General features: G+C 45.4%; 12 protein-coding genes. 10 read left to right on the top strand and 2 right to left on the bottom strand.

What is annotated here, in order from left to right:
• Positions 1-81: 81 nt before the first annotated feature.
• Together SLH55_RS04975 and SLH55_RS04970 are read left to right on the top strand one after the other, a co-directional pair.
• Positions 82-1398 carry an oligosaccharide flippase family protein gene (locus SLH55_RS04975; RefSeq protein ID WP_219167889.1) on the top strand — a complete coding sequence of 439 codons (1317 nt, stop codon included), beginning with the start codon at positions 82-84 and terminating at the stop codon, positions 1396-1398.
• A gap of 141 nt (positions 1399-1539) precedes the next feature.
• Positions 1540-3417, top strand: coding sequence for a sodium:proton antiporter (locus SLH55_RS04970; protein ID WP_320322843.1), 1878 nt, complete (start codon positions 1540-1542; stop codon positions 3415-3417).
• 14 nt (positions 3418-3431) lie between these two features.
• On the opposite strand, the gene SLH55_RS04965 is transcribed toward SLH55_RS04970, so the two are convergent.
• Positions 3432-3566, bottom strand: coding sequence for a hypothetical protein (locus tag SLH55_RS04965; protein ID WP_264185873.1), 135 nt, complete (start codon positions 3564-3566; stop codon positions 3432-3434).
• A 378-nt stretch (positions 3567-3944) separates the two neighbouring features.
• Positions 3945-4664, bottom strand: coding sequence for a TspO/MBR family protein (locus SLH55_RS04960; protein WP_219167800.1), 720 nt, complete (start codon positions 4662-4664; stop codon positions 3945-3947).
• 188 nt (positions 4665-4852) lie between these two features.
• Between SLH55_RS04960 and SLH55_RS04955 the strand changes: the two genes are divergently transcribed.
• The 8 genes from SLH55_RS04955 to SLH55_RS04920 all read left to right on the top strand — a co-directional run bounded on the left by SLH55_RS04955 (position 4853) and on the right by SLH55_RS04920 (position 12307).
• The gene (locus tag SLH55_RS04955) at positions 4853-6640 is read left to right on the top strand and encodes a M3 family oligoendopeptidase (RefSeq protein ID WP_320322842.1); all 1788 of its coding nucleotides are present in this window, start codon (positions 4853-4855) and stop codon (positions 6638-6640) included.
• 249 nt (positions 6641-6889) lie between these two features.
• Positions 6890-7234, top strand: a complete 345-nt coding sequence (locus SLH55_RS04950) for a flagellar basal body rod protein (protein WP_219167796.1) — start codon at positions 6890-6892, stop codon at positions 7232-7234.
• A 15-nt stretch (positions 7235-7249) separates the two neighbouring features.
• The gene (locus SLH55_RS04945) at positions 7250-7903 is read left to right on the top strand and encodes a PspA/IM30 family protein (protein ID WP_320322841.1); all 654 of its coding nucleotides are present in this window, start codon (positions 7250-7252) and stop codon (positions 7901-7903) included.
• Between the two features lie 146 nt (positions 7904-8049).
• The gene (liaF, locus tag SLH55_RS04940; RefSeq protein ID WP_320322840.1) at positions 8050-8781 is read left to right on the top strand and encodes a cell wall-active antibiotics response protein LiaF; all 732 of its coding nucleotides are present in this window, start codon (positions 8050-8052) and stop codon (positions 8779-8781) included.
• Entirely contained in the window at positions 8778-9827 is a 1050-nt protein-coding gene (locus SLH55_RS04935; RefSeq protein ID WP_320322839.1) for a sensor histidine kinase, read from the top strand. Before liaF ends, SLH55_RS04935 begins: the two co-directional genes overlap by 4 nt.
• Positions 9820-10452, top strand: a complete 633-nt coding sequence (locus SLH55_RS04930; RefSeq protein WP_226671812.1) for a response regulator transcription factor — start codon at positions 9820-9822, stop codon at positions 10450-10452. The genes SLH55_RS04935 and SLH55_RS04930 overlap by 8 nt, the downstream gene beginning before the upstream one ends.
• A gap of 235 nt (positions 10453-10687) precedes the next feature.
• Positions 10688-11614, top strand: coding sequence for a hypothetical protein (locus SLH55_RS04925; RefSeq protein ID WP_320322838.1), 927 nt, complete (start codon positions 10688-10690; stop codon positions 11612-11614).
• Between the two features lie 66 nt (positions 11615-11680).
• Positions 11681-12307, top strand: a complete 627-nt coding sequence (locus SLH55_RS04920; protein ID WP_257474997.1) for a DUF4129 domain-containing protein — start codon at positions 11681-11683, stop codon at positions 12305-12307.
• Position 12308: the final 1 nt, after the last annotated feature.

The following is a 12308-nucleotide window of genomic DNA, read 5'->3' as shown; positions in this document are numbered from 1 at the left end:
TCCATCAAAAACACACCATCACATATTCCCGGGACAACCATCATAGAATAGACCATCTATAACAAAGGCAGGGTACAAAATATGAGTCTGTTTTTAAGGGGAACATTGGTGTTGGTGGTGACGGCTTTCATAGGGGAATGTTTAGAATTTGTGATTAATATGATTCTTGCCCGTGAGCTTGGTGAAGCCGGGCTTGGCACATACATGTCGATTCTTCCTACCGTATTTTTGATCGTGATTTTATCGAGCATGGAGCTGCCGATCAGTCTTTCTAAATTCTTTGCCGAGCGTGATGAGCGGTATCATCGCGGCATGCTTCATTATGCTTTCAGGTTTGCGGTGATCACGACGAGCATCCTTTTGTTGATCATGATATTGGTCTATGCCTGGACGCCGTTATTTCAAGGCTATCATTCAGGAATCCGCTGGCTTATCCTGATTTGCATACCCATTGTGGCATTTACATCCATTACTAGGGGATATTTCATGGGAATCCAGCAGATGGGGAAGATCGCAACAGCGAATTTTCTTCGTAAAGGTATCCAGTTGTTCTTATTAGTGTCGATCTATCAATTTTTATCCTTTGGCATTGATACGTCCATCTTCATTGCACTCGGGACATTGATCGCGAGTGAAGCGGTAGTATTTGTTTATTTGATTCATGCTTACGTTCTTGAAATTAAGGGTAAAAGAAAGAACAGCCACTCTGTATTATCAACGGGGGAGATGAGAAAATCGGTGCTGTCCGTTTCGATTCCCACTACCGTTCTGCGCATCTTCCATGCCCTTACCCATGCTATTCAGCCATTCCTGATAAAATGGGCATTGGTTCTTTCAGGTCTCGGGGCAGCGGAAGCGAATGAACATTTCGGGATGCTTGCAGGTATTGCCCTGACCATCGGATTCTTTCCTTCGTTCATTGCCTTTTCGATGCTGATCGTACTGATCCCGACCGTGTCGGAAAAAGTGTCAACGAAGGATTTTGAAGGGATCCTGATGCATCTTAAACAGGTGATGTGGATTACATTGGGCTACGGTGTGCCGGCTGTGTTTATATACTATTCCTTCGGGGACTATATAACTGGGACCTTTTTTCACTCGGTTTCTTCAGCTTATTACTTGAAGCTGCTCTGGCCATACTTTCTGTTCCATTTCCTTGTGTTCCCCCTTCAGGCATTTTTAATTGGATTGGGTCTTGTCAAGGATGCCCTTCTCCATACCGTATGGTCGAGCATTTTTTCATTTACACTCATATATCTGCTGGGATCACGTTTTGGAATGGAGGGAGTCATTCTCGGCATGAATGGCGGAGCCGTCCTTATCACCATGCTCCATTATGTCACCATCTGCCGAAGACTGGAAACGACTCTTTGGTTAAAATCAGCCATAAAAATGTAAACTATACAAAACAGATGTGCTACTCGAAGGCATTTGTTTTGCATTATGAGGGACGGACCTTTTATCCTGATTGTAATCGAAAAACACGTACATACCATTTGTAGTTATAATGGCTGATTCAAACCCTCAAAGGAGAAAGCTATGATCGATTCTATTTTATTCAACATCATGTTAGTCGGAGTACTGGGAATTGCTTCTCAGTGGGTTGCCTGGAGATTCAGGCTGCCTGCCATCGTCATCATGTCGATTGTCGGACTGCTCGTAGGACCGATCTTCGGTCTCATCAACCCAAAGGACGATTTCGGGGAAGTATTTAAACCCATTATATCGATGGCAGTCGCCATCATCTTATTTGAAGGAAGCTTGAACCTCGATTTCCGTGAAGTGAGGGGGCTTGGGAAACCGGTCTTCAGAATCGTCACGATCGGGGCCATGCTTGCATGGATCCTCGGTTCACTCGGAGCACATTATGTGGCCGGGTTATCCTGGGCCGTTGCCTTCGTGATCGGCGGACTTTTCATCGTAACGGGTCCTACGGTCATCCTGCCCCTCTTAAGGCAGGCGAAGCTTAAACCGAGGCCGGCAGCGATACTTAAATGGGAAGGGATCGTCGTCGATCCATTCGGGGCGCTGATTGCCGTATTTGCCTTCGAAATCATCAACTTTTTGATCAGCGACGATGTAACGGGATTATCATTACTGTTATTCTTCGCTGCTTCCCTGTTTGCCGTCGTTTTCGGCTGGGCGCTTGGGAAATTCACAGGCTTTATCTTTGAAAATGGACATGTTCCAGAGTTCTTGAAATCACCTGTTGTGTTTGCCCTGGTCCTTGCCTGTTTCACGGTCTCAGATCACATCACCCATGAAACAGGACTTCTTGCCGTAACGGCCATGGGGATGACGCTCGCGAATATGCATATTTCGTCCATTGACGACATGCGTCACTTTAAAGAGAACATCTCGGTGCTGCTCATATCGACCATATTCGTCATGCTGACAGCATCCTTAACCGTCGATACCCTGTTCCAGATCTTCAATTGGAACATCGTGGCATTCGTCCTCCTTATGCTCTTCATTGTACGGCCGATTTCCATCTGGCTGTCTACGATAGGGACGGACCTCTCCGTCAGGGAAAAAATCCTGGTCGGATGGATCGCTCCGAGGGGGATCGTCGCCTTAACCGTTTCGAGTTACTTTGCCTCTGTACTATTGGACAAAGGCTTTGAGGATGCGAAAATCTTGACGTCCCTTACCTTCGCCCTGGTGTTCTCCACGGTGTGCGCACATGGCTTTTCAATTAAATGGCTTGCCAAGAAACTTGACCTCGCCATCAGTGACCAGCCGGGTGTCGTCATTGTAGGGGGGAGTAAGTTCAGTACTGAATTTGCCAAAACCCTTCGGGACATGAAGATTCCAGTCCTGATCACGGATTCATCCTGGCAGCGGTTATTTTCGGTGAGGAAGGCCGGAATCCCATTTTACAGAGGGGAAATCCTGTCAGAACAAACCGAGTATTATCTGGATATGACTCCATATGAGTACATGATTGCCGCGACGGAGCTTGATTCCTACAACGCTCTTGTATGTACGACATTCGTACCTGAAATCGGCAGGAATAATCTGTTCCAGCTTAGCCTTAGAAGCAAGAATGATGATGATCTGGAGGACATGGTCCATACGATCGGAGGACGCATCCTCTTCCAAAATCATGTGACGTGGGAAGAGCTGAATAAACGTGTTGAGCGTGGGGACGTTTTCAGAAAAACGAATATTACGGAGAAATATACCTTTGAAGAGTATCTGAAAGAACGGAATGAAAATACCCTATTGTTGTTTGCTCATAAACCAACGGGCAGAATCGAGTTCTTTACAGAAGGAACTTCACCGAAGATCGAACAGGGAGACGTCATTGTCAGCCTGACCCAGCCGTGTAAAGAAATGAATAAGATCCAGGAAAGGCTGACCGTTCAGAGGGAAACAAAAGCAAAAGAAGATAAAGAGAAAGAAAGCGCCGATTGAGTCGGCGCTTTCTTTTACTTTTTACCCGTATACTGCTCTCCAAGCATCTGCTTCACCTGATTGTACGTGAGGCCAGAATGGGCGTTCTGACGCTTGACTTCATCAATATCCGTCCCAGACTTCGTTACCTTTTTGTTTGGCTGATTCATGATGACACCCCCTGCACTTAATGTCAGTCAGAGGAGGTCATTCTATGCAAGAATAAAGAGGCTGGGACATAACTAAATCGATACATTCTAAAGACGAACAATGAGATTACGTGTTACACCGCTGTTGATTTCCGTGCAAGACTTCGCTTTCCTCGGGCGGAAGGCGAGCCTCCTCGTCGCTGTCGCTCCTGCGGGGTCTCACCTATTCCGCTTTTCCCGCAGGAGTCTTCGTCTTGCACTCCAATCAACAGCTAGAACCTGCTAAATACATGGATTATAAAAATTGAAAATCCGAACGAGTTAGATTTTTATCAAATCACTCGTTCGGATTTTTCTTTATCTGAAACCCTTTTGTCCCAGCCTCTTTGAATCATTCAATCATTTACGGGTGCGCTTGTATACGAGATCAAAGATCAGGATGATGACAGCAAGGGCATAGGCAGTATAAGAATAAGTGGAGTGCTCTGCCATGTTCTTCACTCCGATTCCGATGAAGGCCCAAACAAAGACTAATGGATAGAGTAGATCATGCTGTGTGATCCGGAACCAGAAGGCGAGTAAGGTGGCAACGACTAATCCAAGATATGCCCACACGAGCTCGGAAATGCCAAAACCGTTCCAACCGATATCCGTTAAATAATACGTGATGTTCACAATCGTCGCAATCGAAATCCAGCCAAGATAAATGGAGAACGGGGCTGAATCCAGGAGGGACGGACCTGTGCTTCTTATCCTCTTATAAAGGGCGATCAGGGTGAGTAAAAGCCCGAGCATAACAAAGACCGATAGTAGGAAATAGTTATAGTGCCACACAAGGATCCAAGTGGAGTTCAACAAACAGCTTAAGACGAATAATCCGCTTGTTTCCTGATAAAGGGGAAGATCCCGCCTGTCTTTAGGAAATTGCCTGATGATCCAGATTGCGAGTAGTAGATAAATCAGGCTCCAGATTGAGAAGACGTAACCGGCAGGTGTGATCATGATATCCAGCCTGTTACTGATTTGTTCCGTTGATTGATTATTCAAAGGCAAGGTGACGGCAAGTGTATTCATCACAATCACCAGAGCGAAAGCTAAAATATTCAATAATAATTTCATTGTGTATCCCCCTCTGAAAATGTGGATGTAGCGCTGTGCTATATACTATTCCACTTTTCCCCATTTAAAAACCAAAGTAAGAGAGTTTAGGTAAAAGGAATCGTAAAAGATCATGAAGGATTTCAAGGATTTATCGAGAATTTAAAAGAGGATAGGGACATTTTACACAATTCAATTAGGGGGACATTATGGACCATACAACACATACATATTCAAATGTTTGGGATTTAGATGTTTTTTTCAAAGGTGGAAGTGATTCTCAGGAATTCCGGCAGCATCTTGATACGTTAGGGAAAAAGAAAGAAGATTTCGCAGAGAACGCACTTGCTTTTCATCCGCCTCAATCGCCGAATGATGCTGAGCTCGTGTGGAATCTGATTGAAGAAGCGAAGGAAGTAATGATGTACCTCCGTCAGGCAGGTGCTTTCGTCAGTTGTCTTGAAGCTCAGAACATGCATGACAGGAAGGCTGACTCCTTAAGAGGTGAGGTCACATCCTTGAGTGCCGACTTTTCTTCAACATTCACAAAGTTTCAGCAGCAATTGTCCGATTGTCCGGAACAAGTCTGGGAGGATTTGCTTCAGCACGATCGGCTCAGTGAAATCAAGTTTGTGCTGAATGAGTGGAGACAAAAAGCGAAAGACAAGCTTTCAAGCACGGAAGAGTCATTGATTCAAGCATTGGCGGTCGACGGCTATCACGGCTGGGGGCAAATGTATGACACAATCGTCGGGGCGATGAATATCAATCATGAAGGGAAGGACCTGTCAGTGGGGCAAGCCAATAATCTCCTTTCAAGTCCGGATCCAAGGACCCGCAAAGAGGTTTTTGACAAGTTGGAGGATGCATGGGAAGAGAATGAGGAACTCTTTGCCCGAACCCTCAATCACCTGGGAGGCTTCCGTTTGAATGTTTATAAAAAGCGGGGCTGGGACGAATTGATGAAAGAGCCCCTTGAGTACAACCGAATGAAACAGGAAACCCTCGACGCCATGTGGGGTGCCATCACGAAAAACAAAAAGCCTTTCGTACAGTACCTGGATCGCAAAGCGAAACTACTCGGTAAGGAGAAGTTGGATTGGTATGACTTAGATGCCCCTGTGGCAGAGTCGACGAGCACCATGTCTTATGACGAAGGCGCGAAGTTTATCCTGAAGCAGTTCTCCCGTTTTGGCAATGAAATGGCTGGATTTGCAAAGAAAGCATTTGAGGATGAGTGGATCGAAGCGGAAGATCGTGCAGGAAAACGGCCAGGTGGTTTCTGTACATCGTTCCCGTTAAGTGATCAATCCCGGATCTTTATGACCTATTCGGGCTCGATGTCGAATGTATCGACCCTTGCCCACGAGTTGGGACACGCATTCCATTCTTATGCGCTAAAGCCGATGCATACATTGAATCGTAATTACGCCATGAATGTGGCAGAAACCGCATCTACTTTTGCAGAAATGATCGTGGCAGATGCAGCTGTGAAGGAAGCCAAAAACAAGGAAGAGAAGATTGCCCTCGTCGAAGATAAATTGCAGCGGAGCGTCGCTTTCTTCATGAACATTCACGCGCGTTTCTTATTCGAGACCCGTTTCTATGAAGCACGAAAAAAAGGAATCGTTTCTGTGGAAACATTGAACGGTTTGATGGTGGAAGCCCAGAAGGAAGCGTTTGGGGACTCCCTTGGAGAGGTCCACCCGCGTTTCTGGGCATCGAAGCTCCATTTCTATATTACAGGAGTGCCTTTTTATAACTTCCCATACACATTCGGCTACCTGTTCTCACTGAGCATCTACGCCAAGGCACTGGAATCCGGCGAGAGCTATGAAGAGAAATACATGGCATTGCTCCGGGACACCGCCGTGATGAACGTGGAAGAGCTCGCCATGAAGCATTTGGGAGAAGACATCACCAAAGAAGCTTTCTGGGAAAAAGGAATCAACCTCTGCAAGGCAGATGTAGAAGAATTCCTTGAACTGACAAACTAAATGAAGATATGGATTGAGGTCCGTCCCTGTATTTGAGGGACGGACCTTTGTCTTGATTGCAGGTACCGACCGTTCTTCTAGAATGCTACAAAACCCGCATCCTCTCCCGCAACGACCACAACCTCATTTACGCCCGGTCCTACCATCTCTAAGCCTCAAGTCTGATACGAAAATAAAGCTCCGGCTCGTTATGGAGAACCCGGAAAATAGGTAGGATAGAGACATGAAGAAGAAAGGAGGCAACAACATATGAAGAGATTCGGATTGCTTTTAGCTGGAGGGATTGCAGCGATTGTGCTGCTTGCCAATTTAGGACCGATTGTGGGTCTGGCGATCTCTTTAGCGATTATGTACTACAGCTTCAAAGGCTTCATCAAAACAGATTCAACGGGTAAAAAGATCCTGTGGGCGTTGATCGGTCTTGCAGCATTCAGTGCAACTGTATCAAACTTCCCGGCGATTATCGGGTTGGTCGCTCTGTACGTACTGTATGTAATTTATAAAAATTGGAAAAAAGAAGAAGTTATCATAGAAGAAAAATCATCTGACCCTTTCACGAACTTTGAAAGAGAATGGTCCCAATTAAAAAACTAAAGGAGAGATCATACAATGGCAAACTTATTTCAACGAATGAAAAATACCGTCATGTCCGACCTTCACGAAGCGATAGATAAAAAGGAAAGGAAAAATCCCATCGCCGTCCTGAACCACTATTTAAGACAATGTGAACAGGAAGTGGAAAAAGTAAGTAAGCTTGTAGAAAGACAGTATCTATTAAAAGAAGAGTTCCAAAAAGAATATAAGCAGGCGTCTGTTCTTGCTGACAAACGAAAGTATCAGGCGGAGGTAGCTTCCAAAGCGAATGAAGAAGGCTTGTATGAATTTGCCCTGCAGGAACAAAAATACTATGAAGAGCGTGCGGTGCGTATCCAGGAATCCAAGCTGCAAGCGACAAAAGAGCTTGAAGAGCTTGAGCGAAAATACGAAGAGATGAAGCACAAGCTGAAAGATATGTATATCAAGCGCATGGAGTTGATGGGCAGGGAGAATATCGCACGTGCCCATAATAAAATGAATTCTGTCCTGGAATCATCTTCAGGGTATAACAATCAGGCATTTTCTAAGTTTGATGAAATTGAGACATACTTAGATCAACTGGAGCATGGAGTGAATTCTTCCTATTACCGAAACACGATTGATGCGAAAATCGCCAAGTTAGAAAAAGACATGAAAAATGAGGAAACGGAAGCCATTCCTTCCTGAAACATGGTATTCTAGGTTAGTAAATACTTGATAATGTCAAAACAGGGGGAACTCATGATGGGTTCACCCCGTTTTAACCTCAGATTTGAACTCACATTCAACTATATGAGCAAAGAATATACATAACCAGAAAGGAGGAACCCCTCATGTTCAATCGACTACGCTCTGACGGAATCAGCTGGATCATTTTAATCGGTACACTTTTGATACTGCTGGAAGTGTCTTTTTATGATGGGGGGGTTCTCGTCTTTCTATCCATAGCGACCTTTTGTATTTATATTGGGCGTAAGAAGCTGCCGAGAACGTCGGGGAAGATTCTGTTATGGTTTGGGATCATCAGTCTTGCCATCAATATCTTCAATACGGTGGCTTTTAAATTTTTATTATTCGGCATTCTCCTTTTTATTATCGTGAGATTTGCCGATTCCAAGAAACATCCTAAGTACATTTCACCGACCATTAAAGAGACCTTTACACAAACACATGAACCACTGATGATGAAGAAGTCCGCCCTGCAAAATGAATGGTTCGGTCCTAAGCGGACGCCGGATCATGTGTATGAGTGGAACGATATCAACATCCAGGGCGTGATCGGCGATTCGGTCATTGATGTCGGGAATACGGTGCTGCCGAAAGGGACTTCCGTTGTGTCTATTCGGAATATACTCGGGAATATCGAGATCCTCATTCCGTATGATGTGGAAGTGAGTATCCATCACTCCGTCCTTGCAGGATCCATCGAGATTTTTGAAGAAGTGGAACCGAAAGCAATTAATCAGTCTCTTTATTATCAGACACCGGGATATGATGAGTCCGTTCAGCGGGTGAAGATCATCACCTCCATGTGGATCGGGGATCTTGAGGTGAAAAGGATATGAGTACGGTCAGTAAGCAGGTCGTTGCAGGTATTCTTTTTTCCTTTGTCATGGTGATGTTTTTATCGCTTTCCTTCTTTTATTTGTATCCGTTACAGGATTGGTCGCTCTTATGGGAAGTAGAAATCATGGATATACCTGGAGCAGGCTTTATTTTGGTTGTCAGCATTCTGATAGGGATCGTCTTTGGCATCAGGACAGGCTTAAAGGATAAGCGACAGCTTAGAGAAATGGAAGATGCCCTTCACCATGTAGAACAGGGAAGGGCGATCACGATCCCTGAAACGGCGACTCCCGAGGTGCAACAGGTGTGGAAAAAAGTAGACGCATTAGGGAAGCACCTTACCGATCAAGCCCGCTACTCACAGAAGCTTGCCAATGAAAAAGCCGAGGAACAGGAAAAAAGAATCCAGGAAATCGTATCTCAGGAGAGGAACCGATTAGCAAGAGAGCTTCATGACTCTGTCAGTCAGCAGCTGTTCGCCGCCTCGATGCTCATGTCAGCCATCACGGAGACATCCTCCCCTCACAGAACCCCGCATGAAGAAAAACAGCTAAGTATGGTCGAGCAGATGATTCATCAGTCACAGCTTGAAATGAGGGCGCTGCTCCTCCACCTTCGCCCTGTGGCGTTAAAAGGTAAAAACCTGCAAGAAGGAATGAAGGAGCTATTGGTCGAATTAGCTCAGAAGGTACCTCTCGAAATTGAATGGAAGATAGAAGACATGTCATTGGATAAAGGCATTGAAGATCATCTGTTCCGGATCTTGCAGGAATCCGTATCCAATACGCTCCGGCATGCCAAGGCGACGTCTTTGGACATCCGTCTCATTAAGAGGGAATCCATCATCATCTTGAGGGTGGTGGACGATGGCAAAGGGTTTGACGTGAATGAATCAAAGGTGACAAGCTCTTATGGGCTTCAAAATATGAGGGAACGGGCCATTGAAATCGGTGGTACGTTTAAAATCATCAGTGTACCGAATAAGGGGACCCGCTTGGAAGTGAAGGTTCCCGTAGTGGAGAATGAAGGTGAAAAGAATGATTAAAGTAGTATTTGTCGATGATCATGAAATGGTGCGGATCGGGGTGTCTTCCTATTTGTCTGCCCAGGTGGATATCGATGTCGTCGGGGAAGCATCCGATGGTAAGGAAGGGGTCCAACTGGCCCTTGAACTTCGACCGGACATCATACTGATGGATCTTGTAATGAAAGAAATGGATGGCATCCAGGCGACGAAGGAAATCATACAGAAGTGGCCGGATGCGAAGATCATCATCGTCACCAGCTTCCTGGATGATGATAAGGTGTATCCCGCACTTGAAGCGGGGGCAGTCAGTTATATGCTGAAAACCTCCAAAGCAAGTGAGATTGCAGAAGCGGTGCGTAAAACCTATAACGGACAGTCGATCCTTGAGCCCGAAGTAACGGGGAAGATGATGACCCGGATGAGACAGAAGACCGTTTCCCATCCACATGAGGAGCTGACGAACAGGGAACTCGAAATCCTTCTTCTCATGACCCAGGGAAAAACCAATCAGGAAATCGCAGATGAGCTGTACATCGCACTGAAAACCGTGAAGACCCATGTGAGCAATATTCTCTCAAAGCTTGACGTACAGGACCGGACACAGGCTGTCATCTATGCCTTTAAACATGATTTAGCGAAATAATAAAAGAAAGTGACCCAAAGTGAAAACTTTTGGGTCACTTTTTCGTATAGAAAGATGATAACCACTTTGAGACGGACATGAAATGGGAAAACGACCATAGGCATGTAAAGTAGTTGCCGTTCGGAAACAAGTGTAGAGAAATGACAAAATTTTCATCATTTGGAGGAGGAATAATGATAAAATAAGCGATATATTGTCAAATTTTGAAAAAAGAGATTAGTAGGGGGATCAGAACATGGACGCTCAATTCAGCAAACCAAAAAGATTCGGTGAAATTCTGGATCACACATTTCGATTAAGCAAGAACCGCTTTAAAGATTTTTTCCTCATTTTCCTTGTTTTACTTGGGCCTGTATATTTGCTGCAGGCACTCATTGAACTGGCGGCAGGTGTCAGCTTCTTTAGAACCGTCGGTACGGGAGAGACCTGGTTTGAAGGGATCATCAACAGCTTTTCGGGAGAGATTACCACTGAACCCGGGCAGGAAGTGAACCTGGCGGCGGAAATGGGTACGGGTCTTATAGGGCTGATCACCATGATCCTTACGCCGATTGCTCAAGCCGCCATATTATTCAGCCTGAATCATATGAGGAAAAATGAAGATTATTCAGTGAAGCTTGTCCTTAAGGAAGCATTCTCACGGTTTTGGCCGGTCATCGGAAGCAGCATTCTATTCTATTTAATTGTTTTCGGATTGATATTCATCCCGGTTGTTTCAGGTATCTTTGCGGGAGTATTCGGTGCTGCACTCCTTGAACCGGGTGTCGGTGTCATCGTCACTGCGATCATCCTGTTTTTGGTCTTCGCTCTCATCATCGCTTATTTATTGACACGTTGGAGCTTCTACTTGGGAGCAGCAGCGATCGAGCAGGATGCTCCAGGACTCGGAAGAAGCTGGAGATTGACGAAGAAGCGTGTATTTACCATCATTGGATTATATATTGTATTCGGATTGATCATCGGGATTGTCAATACGGCATTCGAGTTCACGTTTGGCCTCGTATTGGGGAACAGTGTCCTCTACGGAATGATCATCAACGTGGTCACGTTATTTACGTCAATGCTTGGTGCTGTCGCGTTCGGAGTCATCTTCTTTGATCTGAAAACAAGACATGACGCAGATGATCTAAATGAAATGATCGATGACTATACGACGATTTAATCAAGGAATTAACCAGTCTGGCCCGGGGTTCCGGGCTTTTGATCTGAAAGCTAGGTGAAGAAATTGTTGAATGAAGACAGAGCAAGGGATCGACTTGAGGAAATCCTGGATGGAGATGAATACCAGGCCTATTTGAGCAATGATAAGGGACTGTTCGCCGGCTGGTGGGAGAAAGCGAAGGAATGGATCAGGGAGCTACTCGGTAACATCAATCCGGCACTAGAACCGACAGGCAGTGGTGCATCCGGTATTTTGATCATATTGATTGTGCTCGTCGTGGTCATCCTCCTGTTGTTCGCCTTTAAGGCTTTCCAGAACGGAGTGAGAAGGAGGAAGTTCCGTAGCAATAAACCCCTGCAGTCCCTCAATGAGATGGAATGGTCCTACTCAAGACACTTAGAGGAGGCCGAGAAGCAGGAGTCTGTTGGGAACTATTCGAAAGCGACCCGTCACATGTTCCTGGCACTGCTGCTTTATTTTCATGAAAAGGAGTATCTGGAGGCAAGGGTGTGGAAAACGAACTGGGAATATTACGACGAACTGCGCAAAGTGAATCAAAAGTGGGCGGATCGATTTTTCCGGCTGGCCCTATTTTTCGACGAGGCTGCCTATGGTGAACGTGATGTAACGGAAGAGGAGTATGTTCACTATAAAGAGGAAGCACAAGGCTTCCTGGAGAGTGAAGATTCATAGA

This window comes from Rossellomorea sp. YZS02 (assembly GCF_033963925.1).
Classification (GTDB): Bacteria; Bacillota; Bacilli; order Bacillales; family Bacillaceae_B; genus Rossellomorea.
This window is presented reverse-complemented; position numbering and strand designations above follow the sequence as displayed.

What these genes read in the sequence shown, in the direction of transcription:
- SLH55_RS04975 (WP_219167889.1), top strand. Translation starts at nt 82, where the DNA reads ATGAGTCTGTTTTTAAGGGGAACATTGGTGTTGGTGGTGACGGCTTTC.
- SLH55_RS04970 (WP_320322843.1), top strand. Translation starts at nt 1,540, where the DNA reads ATGATCGATTCTATTTTATTCAACATCATGTTAGTCGGAGTACTGGGA.
- SLH55_RS04965 (WP_264185873.1), bottom strand. Translation starts at nt 3,566, where the DNA reads ATGAATCAGCCAAACAAAAAGGTAACGAAGTCTGGGACGGATATTGAT.
- SLH55_RS04960 (WP_219167800.1), bottom strand. Translation starts at nt 4,664, where the DNA reads ATGAAATTATTATTGAATATTTTAGCTTTCGCTCTGGTGATTGTGATG.
- SLH55_RS04955 (WP_320322842.1), top strand. Translation starts at nt 4,853, where the DNA reads ATGGACCATACAACACATACATATTCAAATGTTTGGGATTTAGATGTT.
- SLH55_RS04950 (WP_219167796.1), top strand. Translation starts at nt 6,890, where the DNA reads ATGAAGAGATTCGGATTGCTTTTAGCTGGAGGGATTGCAGCGATTGTG.
- SLH55_RS04945 (WP_320322841.1), top strand. Translation starts at nt 7,250, where the DNA reads ATGGCAAACTTATTTCAACGAATGAAAAATACCGTCATGTCCGACCTT.
- liaF (WP_320322840.1), top strand. Translation starts at nt 8,050, where the DNA reads ATGTTCAATCGACTACGCTCTGACGGAATCAGCTGGATCATTTTAATC.
- SLH55_RS04935 (WP_320322839.1), top strand. Translation starts at nt 8,778, where the DNA reads ATGAGTACGGTCAGTAAGCAGGTCGTTGCAGGTATTCTTTTTTCCTTT.
- SLH55_RS04930 (WP_226671812.1), top strand. Translation starts at nt 9,820, where the DNA reads ATGATTAAAGTAGTATTTGTCGATGATCATGAAATGGTGCGGATCGGG.
- SLH55_RS04925 (WP_320322838.1), top strand. Translation starts at nt 10,688, where the DNA reads ATGGACGCTCAATTCAGCAAACCAAAAAGATTCGGTGAAATTCTGGAT.